Origin of the sequence: Cryobacterium sp. M15, from assembly GCF_002929675.1 — a bacterium.
Lineage (GTDB): Bacteria > Actinomycetota > Actinomycetes > Actinomycetales > Microbacteriaceae > Cryobacterium > Cryobacterium lyxosi.
In genome coordinates this window covers 61,795-76,046 of the sequence record NZ_PJJW01000035.1, presented here as the reverse complement: position 1 = coordinate 76,046, position 14,252 = coordinate 61,795, and the positions used below count along the sequence as shown (strand labels likewise).

Annotated in this window: 14 protein-coding genes; 4 read left to right on the top strand and 10 right to left on the bottom strand. The window is 66.5% G+C overall.

From position 1 onward, the window contains the following. The first annotated feature begins 1 nt into the window (after position 1). A complete protein-coding gene (locus CXY83_RS06950) occupies positions 2–361 on the top strand; it encodes a Fe-S oxidoreductase (protein ID WP_104196651.1) in 360 nt (119 codons plus the stop codon). Positions 362–525: 164 nt separating this feature from the next. Here the strand turns inward: CXY83_RS06950 and CXY83_RS06945 are convergent, their stop codons facing one another. Together CXY83_RS06945 and CXY83_RS06940 are read right to left on the bottom strand one after the other, a co-directional pair. Then, positions 526–2,016 (bottom strand): catalase, encoded by a 1,491-nt coding sequence (locus CXY83_RS06945; RefSeq protein WP_104196650.1) that lies wholly within the window; start codon positions 2,014–2,016, stop codon positions 526–528. 46 nt (positions 2,017–2,062) lie between these two features. Further along, positions 2,063–2,542, bottom strand: a complete 480-nt coding sequence (locus CXY83_RS06940; RefSeq protein ID WP_104196649.1) for a Fur family transcriptional regulator — start codon at positions 2,540–2,542, stop codon at positions 2,063–2,065. Between the two features lie 95 nt (positions 2,543–2,637). On the opposite strand from CXY83_RS06940, the gene CXY83_RS06935 reads away from it, so the two are divergent. Continuing rightward, positions 2,638–4,695 carry an MMPL family transporter gene (locus CXY83_RS06935; RefSeq protein ID WP_104196648.1) on the top strand — a complete coding sequence of 686 codons (2,058 nt, stop codon included), beginning with the start codon at positions 2,638–2,640 and terminating at the stop codon, positions 4,693–4,695. Here the strand turns inward: CXY83_RS06935 and CXY83_RS06930 are convergent. Further along, entirely contained in the window at positions 4,689–6,128 is a 1,440-nt protein-coding gene (locus CXY83_RS06930) for an amidase (protein WP_104196647.1), read from the bottom strand. The genes CXY83_RS06935 and CXY83_RS06930 overlap by 7 nt on opposite strands. Before the next feature lie 77 nt (positions 6,129–6,205). Between CXY83_RS06930 and CXY83_RS06925 the strand changes: the two genes are divergently transcribed. Together CXY83_RS06925 and CXY83_RS06920 are read left to right on the top strand one after the other, a co-directional pair. Beyond that, positions 6,206–7,030, top strand: coding sequence for an SDR family oxidoreductase (locus CXY83_RS06925; RefSeq protein ID WP_104196646.1), 825 nt, complete (start codon positions 6,206–6,208; stop codon positions 7,028–7,030). A 102-nt stretch (positions 7,031–7,132) separates the two neighbouring features. Further along, positions 7,133–7,786 (top strand): YigZ family protein, encoded by a 654-nt coding sequence (locus tag CXY83_RS06920; protein ID WP_104196645.1) that lies wholly within the window; start codon positions 7,133–7,135, stop codon positions 7,784–7,786. A gap of 107 nt (positions 7,787–7,893) precedes the next feature. On the opposite strand, the gene CXY83_RS06915 is transcribed toward CXY83_RS06920, so the two are convergent. The 7 genes from CXY83_RS06915 to CXY83_RS06885 all read right to left on the bottom strand — a co-directional run bounded on the left by CXY83_RS06915 (position 7,894) and on the right by CXY83_RS06885 (position 14,223). Beyond that, the gene (locus tag CXY83_RS06915) at positions 7,894–8,472 is read right to left on the bottom strand and encodes a GNAT family N-acetyltransferase (protein WP_174722174.1); all 579 of its coding nucleotides are present in this window, start codon (positions 8,470–8,472) and stop codon (positions 7,894–7,896) included. After that, a complete protein-coding gene (locus tag CXY83_RS06910) occupies positions 8,465–9,187 on the bottom strand; it encodes a uracil-DNA glycosylase (protein ID WP_104196644.1) in 723 nt (240 codons plus the stop codon). Before CXY83_RS06910 ends, CXY83_RS06915 begins: the two co-directional genes overlap by 8 nt. 7 nt (positions 9,188–9,194) lie before the next feature. Next, positions 9,195–9,902 carry a Type 1 glutamine amidotransferase-like domain-containing protein gene (locus tag CXY83_RS06905; protein ID WP_104196643.1) on the bottom strand — a complete coding sequence of 236 codons (708 nt, stop codon included), beginning with the start codon at positions 9,900–9,902 and terminating at the stop codon, positions 9,195–9,197. Then, positions 9,899–10,510, bottom strand: a complete 612-nt coding sequence (locus CXY83_RS06900) for a phosphoribosyltransferase (protein WP_104196642.1) — start codon at positions 10,508–10,510, stop codon at positions 9,899–9,901. The genes CXY83_RS06905 and CXY83_RS06900 overlap by 4 nt, the downstream gene beginning before the upstream one ends. An 89-nt stretch (positions 10,511–10,599) precedes the next feature. Beyond that, entirely contained in the window at positions 10,600–11,748 is a 1,149-nt protein-coding gene (locus CXY83_RS06895; RefSeq protein ID WP_104196641.1) for a bifunctional 2-methylcitrate synthase/citrate synthase, read from the bottom strand. After that, positions 11,741–12,688, bottom strand: coding sequence for a methylisocitrate lyase (gene prpB, locus CXY83_RS06890; protein ID WP_104196640.1), 948 nt, complete (start codon positions 12,686–12,688; stop codon positions 11,741–11,743). The genes CXY83_RS06895 and prpB overlap by 8 nt, the downstream gene beginning before the upstream one ends. After that, positions 12,688–14,223 (bottom strand): MmgE/PrpD family protein, encoded by a 1,536-nt coding sequence (locus tag CXY83_RS06885; protein ID WP_104196639.1) that lies wholly within the window; start codon positions 14,221–14,223, stop codon positions 12,688–12,690. Before CXY83_RS06885 ends, prpB begins: the two co-directional genes overlap by 1 nt. Between the last annotated feature and the right edge of the window lie 29 nt (positions 14,224–14,252).

Here is a 14,252-nt window from a genome sequence, read left to right as displayed (position 1 = left end):
CATGCGTCGCATCCTCTTTGATTCACCTGTCAGCCGGGCCGGCTACCTCTACGCCACCGCAGTCGGGCTGGTCTGGGGGGCGATCTGGAGCACCGGGCGGGTCGAGAAGAGGGCAGGGTTGTTCGTGTTTCGCGGAATGCCACCATGGACCTTCGGTCGCGGCGGCTCCTGCGTTGGCGGCTGCTACCTCACCAACCAGAACATCACAGCCGGTGTGCTCGAGCATGAAGCCGTGCACAAACGCCAGTGGCAACGGTTCGGCATGGTCTTTCCGCTGCTGTACGCGGTCGCCGGGCGCAATCCGCTGAAGAACCGTTTTGAGATCGAGGCCGGCCTGAAAAAGGGTGGCTACCTGCGTTAGAGCAGCGGCTGGCCAGCGCGGCGGCCACCCATCCCTCGTGTGAGGTTCACCCACCGACCAGAGCCGGCCCCCGACGGTCGATTTGCGCCCCCTCGCGAGCGGAAACACACACAAAACCGCCCGGCCTGTGATCAGGCCGGGCGGTTTCTGTCGTGCGGGTGTTACTACTGGCCGGCGACGTATGCCGCGTCGACCGCTGCAGCCTCGGCGAAAACGGCGAGGTTCGCGCGCAGCTTGGCGCCGAGGTCGGCGTCAACGCTGGTCCAGTACCAGATTGCTCGCTCGGTGACCTCGGGGCGAGTCACGCCGCTGATGGCACCGGTGATGGTGTCGAGAAGACGCGCCTTGGCGCCATCGTCGTAGACCTCGCGGTAGAGCGTTCCAGCCTGGCCGAAGTCGCTGTCCTCGCTGCGCAGGGTCGCGGCGGCACGCAGCAGCGTCCCGTCATCCTCCCATGCACCCTCACCAGCAGCCGCCGGGTCGGCGACGGGGCCGCCGAGGGAGTTCGGCGCGTAGTTCGGTACGCTCGGTGCGTTGAAGTGGTGGCGCTGCGAGCCATCCTGCGAGTAGCTGTTGACCGGGCTCTTGGGAGCATTGATCGGCAGCTGCGCGTAGTTGGTACCCACGCGGTAGCGCTGAGCGTCGGGGTAGGAGAAGATACGCGCCATGAGCATCTTGTCAGGGCTCGCCGCTATGCCGGGCACGAAGTTGGCCGGCGAGAACGCCGCCTGCTCGATCTCGGCGAAGAAGTTCTCCGGGTTGCGGTTGAGGGTGTGGGTGCCGACCGGGATCAGCGGGAAGTCGGCGTGCGGCCAGACCTTGGTCACGTCGAACGGGTTGAACCGGTAGGTGTTGCCCTGCTCGTACGGCATGACCTGCACAGACACGTTCCACGACGGGAAGTTGCCGGCAGCGATCGCGTCGGACAGGTCCCGGCGGTAGTAGTCGGCATCCGCTCCGGCGAGGAGTTCGGCCTCTGACCCGTCCATCTCGACGTTGCCCTGGTTGGATTCGAAGTGGTACTTCACCCAGAAACGCTCGCCCGCGGCGTTGATCCACTGGTAGGTGTGCGAACCGAAGCCGGGCATCTCACGCCACGAGCGCGGCAGGCCGCGGTCACCCATGAGGTAGGTGACCTGGTGGGCTGACTCCGGAGACAGGGTCCAGAAGTCCCACTGCATGGTCGCGTCGCGCAGGCCGGTGCCCGGCAGTCGCTTCTGCGAGTGGATGAAGTCGGGAAACTTGATGCCGTCGCGGACGAAGAATACCGGGGTGTTATTGCCGACGATGTCGTAGTTGCCCTCGGTCGTGTAGAACTTGACCGAGAAACCGCGCACGTCGCGCCAGGTGTCTGGACTGCCCTGCTCGCCGGCAACGCTGGAGAAACGCTGCAGGGTCGGTGTGACCGTGCCCGGCTGGAACACGGCCGCGCGGGTGTACTTCGAGACGTCGCCGGTGACGACGAACTCGCCGTGCGCTCCGCCGCCCTTGGCGTGCACGATGCGCTCCGGAATGCGCTCGCGGTTGAACTGGGCGAGCTTCTCGACCAGGTAGCGGTCGTGCAACGCGATGACGCCGTCGGCGCCAGTGGTGAGGGAGTGCGCGTCGCTCGCGACGGGCGTTCCCGTCTGGTCAGTAGTGGGCTTGATAGTCATAGTGCTCCTTGAGAGTGGATCAGCAACGCGTCGTTACGGTGGAAGGTTAGGGGAGAGCGGTTTCGGATTGGCACTGGGCGCACAGGCCCCAGTAGATGACCTCGGCGGCGCGCACGTCGAAGCCGAGCGCGTCCACCGGGGTGAGGCAGGGAGAGTGACCGACGGCGCAGTCCACGTCGTGCACTACGCCACAGCGGGTGCAGACGATGTGGTGGTGATTGTCACCGACCCGGCGTTCAAACAGCGCGGGCGAGCCGGCCGGTTCGATCTTGCGTACGATCCCTGCGGTGGTGAACGAGGACAGCACTCCATAGACCGCCTGGAGTGACGTGCCCGGAAGGTCTGCGCGCACAGCGCCGAACAGTGCGTCGGCGGTCGCGTGGGGTCGGTCGCTAAGGGCCCGCAGCACGGCCAGACGCGGTGCGGTCACCTTGAGCCCAGCCGCGCGGATACCGTCCTCGAGCAACCCGGCGTCGGCTACAGCCGGACGCACGTCTGCGCCGTCGCTCAATTCGGGTATCGTCATGCCCCGATCCTAGCATCTTGTTTTGAGTAATTCAAAACAATGGTGCAATCGTTTAGCTAGCTAGGATAGCGATCAGGGACATTCTGGGAGGAACAGTGCTCGCGATCACCCGCTTTATCTCCGGCAAACGCACCGCCTGGGCGGTACTGCTCGGAACAATCGTTACCGTGGGATTACTGTTCACCCTGCTTCCGGCCAATGACTCAACGGATTTTCCAGCTGCGGGGTTACCGGAAAGCAGCCAGGCTGCCCGGGTCACCGAGCTGCTCACTACGTTTCCTTCCGCCGATCAGACGGCTGCGATCGTGGTGTGGTCCCGGGACAGCGCCAGCCTGACCGCAGCCGACAAGACGGCCATCACCGCCGCGGCGGCTCAGCTCGGGGCCGCGTCGATCGCCCCGCGCGCAGCAACGCCGCAGTTCAGCGACGACGGTCAGGCTGCGTTGAGCGTGGTGCCACTGGAGGCCCTCGGGGCGACGGCCGCTATCGAGAAGGCGGCCACCGCTATCCGCTCGACGGCGTCGACCGCGCTGCCCGGCGGGCTGACCGCCTACGTCACCGGGCCAGTAGGGTTTCAGGCCGACATCACCAATGCCTTCGCCGGAGCCGACTTTCGCCTGCTGCTGGTGACCGTGATCGTCGTTGCGGTGCTGCTCATCGTGACCTATCGCAGCCCGGTGCTGTGGATCGTGCCGCTCGTCGTTGTCGGCCTCGCCGACGGCCTGGCCGGCAAGGTAGCCGGCGCGCTGGCCGAACCGCTCGGTTTTGCCCTCGATGCCTCGATCTCGGGAATTCTCTCCGTGCTCGTGTTCGGCGCCGGCACCAACTACGCCCTGCTGCTCGTGGCGCGCTACCGCGAAGAACTGCTGCACACCGAGAATCGCAACGTCGCGATGCGTACCGCAGTGACGAGCGCCGGCCCGGCCATCGCGGCCAGCGGCGGCACGGTAGCGCTGAGCCTTCTCACCTTGATGTTCGCGGAACTCGCCGGCAACCGGGCCCTCGGTATCGCGTGCGCCATCGGTGTGATCATCGCCATCCTGTTCGCCCTGCTCGTGCTGCCGGCAGCCCTCGTGGTGTGCGGGCGCGGCCTGTTCTGGCCGTTCATTCCGCGCGTGCGGGCTCAGGCAGCGCCGGCGCGCACCGGTTTCTGGACACGGCTCGGCCGGGGCGTGTCCAAGCACCCGGTGATCATCACGGTCATTTCCGTTCTGGCGATCGGCGCTCTCGCCTTCGGGCTGAACGGCGCCGCGGTCGGGCTGTCCCAGGCCGACCAGCTGCTCGGCAACCCGGAATCGGTCGTTGCGCAGCGCATCGTGGACGCGTCGTTTTCGGCGGGGCTGACCAGCCAGACCGTTGTGTTGGCGCCGGAGGCGGCATCCGCTGACACCGTGGCGGTCGCTCTGGCGACCCCCGGAGTTTCTGCGGCGGTCGCCGGTGAGAACGCCGGCGGCCTGACCCGCATCGACGTCACACTCGACAGTGAACCAGGCAGCGACGCAACGTTCGCGACCATCGTCGCCCTGCGCACCGATGTAGCGGATGCCCCCGGCGCCGTTTCGCAATCACTGGTCGGTGGCAGCGATGCCACGGCCCTCGACACGAAGACCAGCGCCGAGCGCGATCAACGTCTGATCCTGCCGCTGATCCTCGGCATCGTCTTTCTGATTCTGGCGCTGTTACTGCGCTCGATCGTGGCACCGGTCCTGCTCATTGCCACGGTGCTCGCCACCTTCTTCGCCAGCCTGGGCGCCTCCAACCTGATCTTTCAAAACCTGCTCGGGTTTGCCGCATTCGACACCAGCGTCGTTTTGTTTGCGTTCCTGTTCCTGGTGGCGCTCGGCGTGGACTACAACATCTTCCTGACGACGCGTGCCCGCGAAGAGGCGCGGCGCTACGGCACCCGCGAGGGAATGGTGCGGGCGCTGTCCTCGACCGGCGCCGTGATCACGAGCGCCGGCATTTTGATCGCCGCCGTATTCGCCGTGCTCGGGGTGCTACCCGTTGTTGCTCTTACCCAGATCGGCGTGATCGTCTGCATCGGTGTGTTGCTGGACACCCTGGTCGTGCGCACCGTGCTCGTGCCGGCCCTGGTCTTTCTGGTCGATGACCGGTTCTGGTGGCCGTCCAACCCCGTGGCGACGCGTCAGTAGGTTGACGCCGGCTCGGGCGGTACTCGCTCCTGCCAGCGGATGCGCCGCTCCAGTTGCGCGCCGAGCGCGAGCAGCGTGGCCTCGCCGCCCGGCCGGCCGATGAGCTGCACCCCCATCGGCAGGCCGTTCTCGGTTTGGTGCACCGGAAGCACGATCGCCGGCAGTCCGCTCACGTTGATCATCGACGTGAACGGCGTGTACTGAACCTGCTGGGCGAAGTTCGCCTCGGCGTCGTGCGCGTCGTACCATCCGACCGGCCGCGGGGTCAGGGCCATGGCCGGGGTCAGCACGGCATCGAATTTCGACAGTTGCTGAATGAACGACCGCTCGAACGCGGTCAGCGCGGCGAGCGCCTGCGCAAGCTCGCGGGCACTGAGATTTCGGCCCCGGGCGAGCAGCCACTGGGTCAACGGTTCGAGTAGGGCGATCTCGGCCTCGGTCTCGGCCGGGATGCTCGCCGCGCCAGCCTGCCAGATGGTGCGAAACGCCGGCCCGTAGCTCGGGTCGGGCAGGAGCGCCGTCTCTTCGAGTCCGTGGTGCAGCGCGGCGAATCCCGCAACGGCCAGGTCGAGCGCCTCCTGCGCTTCGGGGGCGATTTCGATGGAGTAGTCGTTGTCCCAGGCCGAGGTCGTCATGACGCCGAGCTGAAACCGGCCCTCGCCGCGCACGGCCGCTGCCAGCAGCGGCGTCTGATCATCGGGGGCCCGCAGTGCGTAGTAGTGGTTGGGGTGACTGTCCCGGGGCACGATCATGGCATCGAGCAGGAGGGCGGCATCCGCTACAGTGCGAGCGAGCGGGCCACCAACGGAGAGGCCGCCGAGCTTGTCGATGCCGGAAGCGGCGGGCACACGCCCGCGACTGGGCTTGAGGCCGACGAGGCCGCAGGCGGCCGCCGGAATGCGGATAGACCCGCCGCCGTCGGAGCCGGGCGCGAACGGGAGCAAGCGCGCTGCGACCGCGACAGCGGCGCCGCCGCTGGATCCGCCGGCACCGAGCGCGAGGTTCCACGGGGTGCGGGCGGGCGGGGAGGCCAGGCTTTCGGTATACGAGGCGAGCCCGAATTCGGGCGTGTTGGTTTTACCGAGGCTGACTCCCCCGGCGTCATCGAGTACCTGCACCAGATCGTCGGACCGGTCGGGCACATAGTCGGCGAACAGGCGCGACCCGAACCCGGCGTGCACCCCCGCACGCTGGTACAGGTCTTTGTCGGCGAAGGGGAGGCCCCAAAGCGGCGCGGTGAGCGGCATCCGCTCTTCAACGAAGCGGGCCCGGGCCCTGGCGGCATCCGCGGTCACGGTGACGAAGGCGCCGAGCGCTGGATTGAATTTCTCGATGCGGGCCAGGTAGTGCTCGGTGAGCTCGCTCGGGCTGATCTCCCTCCGCTGCAGGGCCTGCCATTGTTCCAGGGCGGTCAGTTCGTGTGGATCAGCCATGATCCGAGCCTAGTTCGACCGGGCTCGGTGACCGGCCACCTCTGGTCATGTTCGTTCCGGGAGGCTAACCTCAAGCCATGGCCAGCGCTTTGTACAATCCCATCGGCACTACCGCGCTCATCACCGGAGCGTCGAGCGGACTCGGCGTCGGCTACGCGCACGAACTCGCCCAGCGCGGCGCGGATCTCGTGCTAGTCGCCCGCCGTCAGGCCCGTCTGGAGGCGCTCGCGGTCGACCTGGCCGAGAAATACGGCACCGTCTCCACCGTGATTCCGCTTGATCTCAGCGAAGCGGATGCCGTCCCCGAGCTGGTCTCCGACCTGCGCGAGCGGGCGATCACCATTGGCACCCTCGTCAACAACGCCGGCTTCGCTACCTTCGGCACCGTACTCGACTCCGACCAGGTGCGGGAAGCGGAGCAGGTCGCCCTCAATGTGCACGCACTGACCGCGCTGACCCATGCCTTTCTGCCCGATCTGGTCGAGACGGCCTCGCTGCATCCGCACACGGCAGCGCTGGTGAACTTGGCGAGCACGGCGGCATTCCAGCCGGTGCCGCGCATGGCCGTCTACGCGGCGACCAAGGCCTATGTGCTCAGCTACACCGAAGCGGTCAGCTACGAGACCCGCCCGAGCGGCCTCAAGGTCACCGCGATCTGTCCGGGCCCCGCCGACACCGAGTTCTTCGAGATCGCCCAGACGAGCTCCGGTAAGAAGGGCACGCCACTGACGGTCAACGAGGTCATGCGTGCCTCCTTCGCCGCTCTCGACCGATCGGTGACGCCGTCGGTCGTGTTGGTCGGCGCGCGCAACGCGCTGCTCGCCCGGATGGTCAGCATCTCCCCTCGGCGCGCCGTGCTGAATGCGGTGGGGCGCATGAACACGCCACGCGTCGCCAGGTAACGACCTCGATCCCTGGCAGAAAACCGACGGCTGCCACCCCGGCCCCGGGCGCTTCTTCCGCTGCACCGGGCGCCGATCACCCGGATGCGCGAGACTGGACGTATGCCCGATCTCACTTTGCACGGCGGCGTCGGCAGCCGTGTCGACGCCGAGATCGAAGTAAAGCGATCCAAATTTCTGTGCCGCCTGGTCAGAACCGAGACAGAGGATGCGGCGCGCGCTGCGATCGACGACGCACGGAAGGCGCACTGGGGTGCTCGCCACCACTGCTCGGCATTCGTGCTCGGGTCATCCGGTGCTCCCGATCAGGTGCGTCGTTCGAATGACGACGGTGAACCATCGGGAACTGCGGGGCGGCCCATGCTCGAGGCACTGTCCGGGCGAGGTTTCGTCGACTGCGTGGCCGTCGTCACCCGCTACTTCGGTGGCACCCTCCTCGGTGCTGGCGGCCTGGTGCGCGCGTACTCAGAGGCCGTTCTCACGGCGATCGACGCGGCCCAGTCCCTGGGGCTGGTCGTGGAGCGCGAACGCCGTGAATTGTTCACGCTCGCCTTGCCCCACGCGGATGCCGGCCGCATCGAGGCCGAGTTACGCCAGCGCGGAGTGCTCATCCTGGGAACGCAGTATGGGCTCGACGCGGTGCTGAAGATTGCCGATGACGACGCGACGCGACTCGCCGCGGTCGTCGCCCGAGTCACGGCCGGAACCGCGGAATTGGAGGCCCTCGGCCACGAATGGGTCGACGTCGAACGGTAACCAACGACAAAAAGTCCTGGAGCGCGCGGGTTGCGCGCTTGGCTATTCGTCGGCAGTGGCGGTCAGGCGCGCAGATCGCTGGGCACTTGCTCGCACCCGTGACTGGACTACTTCAGGCTTTTTTGCAGCAGAATCGTGCCGAGCCAGCGCTCGAACTTGAACCCGACCTTGCCCATGCGGCCGATCTCGTCGAAGCCGAAGTCACGGTGCAGCTTGATCGAGGCATCCGCTCCCTGATCGGCGATGACGGCGATGATCTCCTTCAGGCCAGCTGCTTTAGACCGCTTGATCAGCTCGCCGAGCAGCTCGCGGCCGAGCCCCTTACCCGTCGACGCCGCGCCGAGGTAGATCGAATTCTCCACCGTGAACCGGAAGGCCTTCTTCTGTTTCCACGGGCTGACCAGGGCGTAACCGAGAATTTGGCCGGCCGGCGAGACAGCGACGATGAACGGCATGCCCTGCTTGTTCAGGTAATAGAACTTGTCGCGCCACTCGGCGAGCGTCATCGCGTCTTCGTCAAAGGTGACGGTACTGTTCGCGACGTAGTAGTTATAGATCTCGCGAATGTGCGGCAGATCCGTTGCTCGAACCTCGCGCATCGTGTATTCGAACGGCGCCTCGACCGCGATTTCCGGTCGCAGGTGGCGGGGCAGTCGACGACGAGGCTCGTATTCTTCCTCAAGCACCCGGCACTCCCCTTTCTGGTTGGTTCCAGATTACCGGAAGAGCCCACTGCACCGGTGCCGCCCCCTGCGCGGTGAGCAGCCGGTTGGCGCCGCTGAACGGCCGGGAGCCGACAAAGCCGCGACGGGCTGAGAGTGGGCTCGGATGCGACGATGCGATGACGGGGGTATCGCCGAGCAGGGGCCGAAGCGCACCGGCATCCTGGCCCCACAAAATCGCGACGAGCGGATGCTTCCGCTGCACGAGTGCACGGATCGCCTGGTCGGTCACGCTTTCCCAACCGTGTCGACGATGCGATCCGGCTGCACCGGCCCGCACGCTGAGCACCCGGTTGAGCAGCAATACCCCCTGATCAGACCATGCCGAGAGGTCGCCGTGCTCGGGGCGCGGCAGGCCCAGGTCGGCCGCGAGCTCGGTGTAGATGTTGCCCAGGCTCCGCGGCACCGGCCGCACGTCGGCGTTGACGGCGAAGGCCAAACCGATCGGATGCCCCGGAGTGGGGTACGGGTCCTGCCCGACGATGAGCACCCGTACGGCGTCGAACGGTTGTTGAAACGCACGCAGCAGATGCTCCGGCGCGGGCAACACTACGTGGCCGGCCGCCCGTTCGTTCGCCAGAAAATCACCCACCCGGGCCAGGTCGTCGGCCACGGGAGCGAGTACTCGTGCCCAGCCCGGGTCGATCTGCCCGGTCGCCGCGAGCGCATCGAGGTTCATGAGCCGGTCAGGCGCCGATGGTGCTCACGAGAACGCCACCGTCGGCCTGACTGATCCGCCAGACGCTGCCGGCTCCGAGCACGCCGAGGGCGCCCTCACCGACCACGAGCACGGTATTCTCGTCGATGGCCAGGCCGCCGTCGATGAGGCCAGCCTCGGTCGCCGCGATCAGTCGGGACAGGCTGCCGGACTGGGCAGCATGCACATCGACCGTGACGTCGAGCAGGCCGATCCCCTGGGCCAGGGTGATTTCATCGAGGCCTTCCGAGACATGTTCCGGAGTGACCTCGACGCCGCCGATACGCCAGCCGCCGATGAGGGCGCGTTCGGCCGCGATCATGGCGCCGGCCGAGAAACCGAGGTAGGGCACACCACTAGACACCTGGCGGCGAATCTCGCCGGCAATCGGCAGCAGAGCTGCCAAATAGTCGGGCGTCACCCCGCCGCCGATGATGATGCCATCGACGGCGCCCAAAGCGGTCAGGGTGGCCGTGTCACCGGGCGCGAGCACGGTGCGGCGGGTCTCCACGCCGGTGCCGAGCGATGCGGCGAGCTCTTCGGCGTGCGCACTACCCGGGCCGACAGTGATAATCGCCACGACCGGTTCATCGCGGCCGGCCTGGCCGGCATGAGCGATCACCTCGGACCGAAAGGTCGCGAAGACCGGAACGTCGTGTACGGGGTCTCCCCCGCCGCCGACCAGGTGCACGCTCACGCGGCGACCTCAGCCGTCACGTCAACAGGCAGGTCGGCCGTCACGTCGGCAGGCAGGTCAGCAGGCAGGTCAGCCAGCGTTTCCGGCGCGCTGCTGTCGGGGGCTCCCGCAACCGGTGCCAGCGCCGACCAGGGGAACACGATCCATTTGTCGGTCTCGCGCCAGGTGAAATCGGGCACGTGCACCGTGCGCGGCTTGGTATACAGGGTCGCGGTGCGCACCTCCATCGCGGTCTCGCCGAGCAGGCGCATGACCAATGCGAGGGTGTGGCCAGAGTCAGAGACGTCGTCGACGAGCAGAACCCGCTTGCCGGCGAGGGCCGGGGCGTCGAGCATCGGCGCCGATAGCACGGGCTCGGGCAGTCGTTCGTCGATGCCGGTGTAGAACTCCACGTTGATGCTGCCGCAGTTCTTCGTGCCGAGCGCGTACGACACAGCGCCGGCCAGCAGTAGTCCGCCGCGGGCGATGGCGATCACCACATCGGGATGAAAGCCACTGCCTCGCACTCGAGTCGCCAGCTCACGCGACGCCGCGGCGAAGTCGGTCCACTGCAGAATTTCGCGGTCAATCACGAGCGGAGGGGACGCATCCTGGGCATCTAGTGTCATCCGTCAATGCTAGCTATGTCTGAGCGCGCACGAAGCGGATGCCGCGCTGCCAGCGGGCAACGGGGCATCCGTTTCGCAAGATGAGAACGCTATGAAACCTGACGCTGGTCGACGCCGTTGTAGGCAGACAGCGGGCGAATGAGCGCGTTGCTCTTCTTCTGCTCCATGATGTGCGCGGTCCACCCGGTGATGCGCGCCGCGACGAAGATCGGCGTGAAGGTGAGGGTATCGAAGCCCATCAGGTGGTAGGCCGGGCCCGACGGGTAGTCGAGGTTGGGCAGAATCGCCTTGCGTGTCGTCATGGCCGTCTCAAGGGCTTCGTACAGTTCGAGCAGTTCCGGCTTCTGGTAGTGGTCGACCAGGGAGACGAGCGAGGCACGCATCGTCGGAACCCGCGAGTCACCGTTCTTGTAGACGCGGTGCCCGAAACCCATGATCTTGCGCTTCTCGGCGAGCGCCTGGGCCAGCCACGGTTCGGCCCGCTCGGCCGCGCCGCTGCCGAGGCCGATCTCGGTGAAGGTGTGCATGACGGCTTCATTGGCGCCGCCGTGCAGGGCTCCCTTGAGCGCCCCGACCGCACCGGTCACGGCCGAATACAAATCGGACAGGGTCGAGGTGATGACCCGTGCGGTGAACGTGGACGCGTTGAAGGAGTGCTCGGCGTAGAGGATCATCGACACGTCGAAGGCGTTGACGACGACAAGCTCCGGCACCTCGCCGAAGGCCATGTGCAGAAAGTTCGCCGAATAGCCGAGGTCGTCGCGCGGTTCGACCAGATCGAGCCCGTGGCGGCGGCGTTGGTCGTAGGAGACGATCGCGGGCAGCTGGGCGAACAGGCGAATCGACTTGGCGAGGTCGGATTCCGGCGACGAATTCTCGGCCTCCGGATCGCTCGCGCCCATGACGCTCACCGCGGTGCGCACGACATCCATCGGGTGTGCGGTGAGCGGCAGCTCGTCGATGATGCGCTTGATCACCGGGCTGAGGTGGCGCACCGACCGTTCGAGCGCCTCGAAGTCGGCGAGCTGCCGCTCTGTGGGTAGTTCGCCGTGCCAGAGCAGGTAGGCAACCTCTTCGAAGCTCTTCTTGGCCGCGAGCTCCTGCACCGGATAGCCCCGGTAGAGCAGTGAGTTGGTCTCCGGATTGACCTTGGAGACCGCGGTCGTGTCGACGACGACACCGGTCAGGCCCTTGTAAATGTGCGGAGTGACGCGTGGCAGTGTTTCGGTGTCAGACATTGTGCTCCTTCAGACCGTGCGCCGAACTGGGTGTGGAAATGTGCGGGTTCAGGGTGAAATCGAAGATACCCGAATCGAATTGACTGTACGAGGCATAATCGAGCAACTCGTACAGCTCGGCCCGGTGCTGCATCTCGGGCAGCATCGTGGTGAGCGAGCCTGTCTGCTCGATCGCGTCGAGTCCACGCGCCGCCGCCCCCATCGCCAGGCGCAGCAACGACACCGGAAAGATCACCAGGTTCATGCCCACATTCTCGAGCTGCTGCACCGTGTACAACTCGCCCTTGCCGAACTCGGTCATGTTCGCCAGGATCGGCACCGACACGGCTGCCCGAATTGTTTCGAACTCGGCCAGGCTGCCCATCGCCTCGGGGAAGATCGCGTCGGCCCCGGCATCCTGCAGCTGCTTGGCCCTGGTGACGGCGGCGGCCAACCCGTCAACGGCACGGATATCGGTGCGCGCCATCACGAGAAAGTTCGCGTCCCGGCGCGCATCGACGGCGGCGCGGATGCGCTTGATCGCGGTGTCGGCGTCCACGACCTGCTTGCCATCGAGGTGGCCGCAACGTTTCGGGTTGATCTGGTCCTCGATGTGCATGCCGGCAAGTCCCGCGTCTTCGAGGGTCTGAATCGTGCGCGCCACATTCATCGGCTCGCCGAAACCGGTGTCGGCATCGACGATGGCCGGCAGGTCGGTCATGCGGGCGATCTGCTGCGACCGGCCGGCCACCTCGGTAAGAGTGGTCAGGCCGATGTCGGGCAGGCCGAGGTCAGCCGAGAGCACCGCGCCCGAAATGTAGACGCCCTCGAAACCCTTCTGCTGGATGAGCTTGGCCGAGAGCGGGTTGAACGCGCCGGGGTAGCGCAGAATCTTTCCGCTGGTCAGGCCCCCTCGCAGGGCAATGCGCTTATCAGCGGCGGTCGTGCCCGCATAGAGCATTAGAAGATTCCGTTCGGGGTGGTAATCGACGCCAGCAGTCCCGGCTTGGCCACGATGGTCAGCCCTCCGAGGTCTGCGGCGCCAAGCTCCGGCAGGCGCTGGGCCAGGGCGAGGAATCGTTCGATCTCGAACTCCTCCATTACCGGCGCGGCCAGCGTGCGGAACTTGTTGATGTACTCCGAGCGAGCGAAGGGACGAGCGCCGAGCGGATGCGCGTCAGCGACGGCGATCTCGTCGACCAGGCGGGTTCCATCGGTGAGTTCGATTTCGACGCGACCGCCGAATGCCTTTTCGGCCGGATCGAGGGAGTGGTAGCGACGCGTCCATTCCTTGTCTTCAGTCGTCGTGACGGTGTTCCACAGCGCGATGGTGTCGGGGCGGCCGGCACGCTCGGGGCTGTAGGAGTCGACGTGGTTCCAGGTTCCGTCCTGCAGGGCCACCGTGAAAATATAGGGAATGGAGTGGTCGAGGGTTTCGCGGCTCGCGGTGGGGTCGTACTTCTGCGGGTCGTTGGCGCCGGAGCCGATCACATAGTGCGTGTGGTGGCTGGTGTGGATGACGATGCTCTTGATCGCGCCGGCCACGAGCAATTCGGGGTGCTCGTTGTGCAGCCTGCGGGCGAGGTCGATCCAGGCCTGCGCCTGGTACTCGGCCGAGTGCTCCTTGGTGTAGCTGTCGAGAATGGCGCGTTTGATGCTGCCGGCGGCTGGCAGCGACACGTCGTAGGAGCCGTCTGGTCCGTCGAGCAGCCAGGCGATGACACCGTCTTCGCCCTCGTAGATCGGGGTCGGACTGGTCTCACCGCGCAGCGCTCGGTCGACGGCTTCGACGGCCATCTTTCCGGCGAATGCCGGCGCGTGGGCCTTCCAGGAGGAGATTTCGCCCTTGCGCGACTGACGGGTGGCGGTCGTGGTGTGCAGCGCCTGGCCGACGGCCTGAAAGATGATCTCCTTGTCGAGGCCGAGCAGGGTGCCGATGCCGGCAGCGACCGACGGGCCGAGATGGGCAACGTGGTCGATCTTGTGCTCGTGCAGGCTGATCGATTTCACCAGGTCGATCTGGATCTCGTAGCCGGTAGCGATGCCGCGAATCAGGTCGCTGCCGGTCAGGCCGCGCGGCGCGGCGAGGTGCTGGGCGACGGCCGTGATCGGGGGGATGTTGTCGCCCGGGTGGGAATATTCGGCGGCCAGAAAAGTGTCGTGGTAGTCGAGTTCACGAACGGCGACGCCATTGGCCCAGGCGGCCCACTCCGGGGAAACCCGGCGTGCCGGCGCGAGGCCGAATACGGTTGCGCCATCACCACCGTTGGAACGCGGGTGTGCCAGCGCCTGCGAGCGAGCAGCGATCACCGGGCGCCGGGTCAGGCTGGCCGCAGCCACGGAGGCATTATCGATCACCCGGTTGATGACCATTTCGGTTACTTCCTCGGAGACTGCGGCAGGGTCGGCGGCGACCTCGGCGATCTTCCAAGCCAGCTGGTCCTCGCGGGCCAGATTCTCGTCGCTCCTGTGAACTCGAACATGGTGCTGCTGCACGGTGGGTCCCTTCGTTGGTCGGCCGGAGT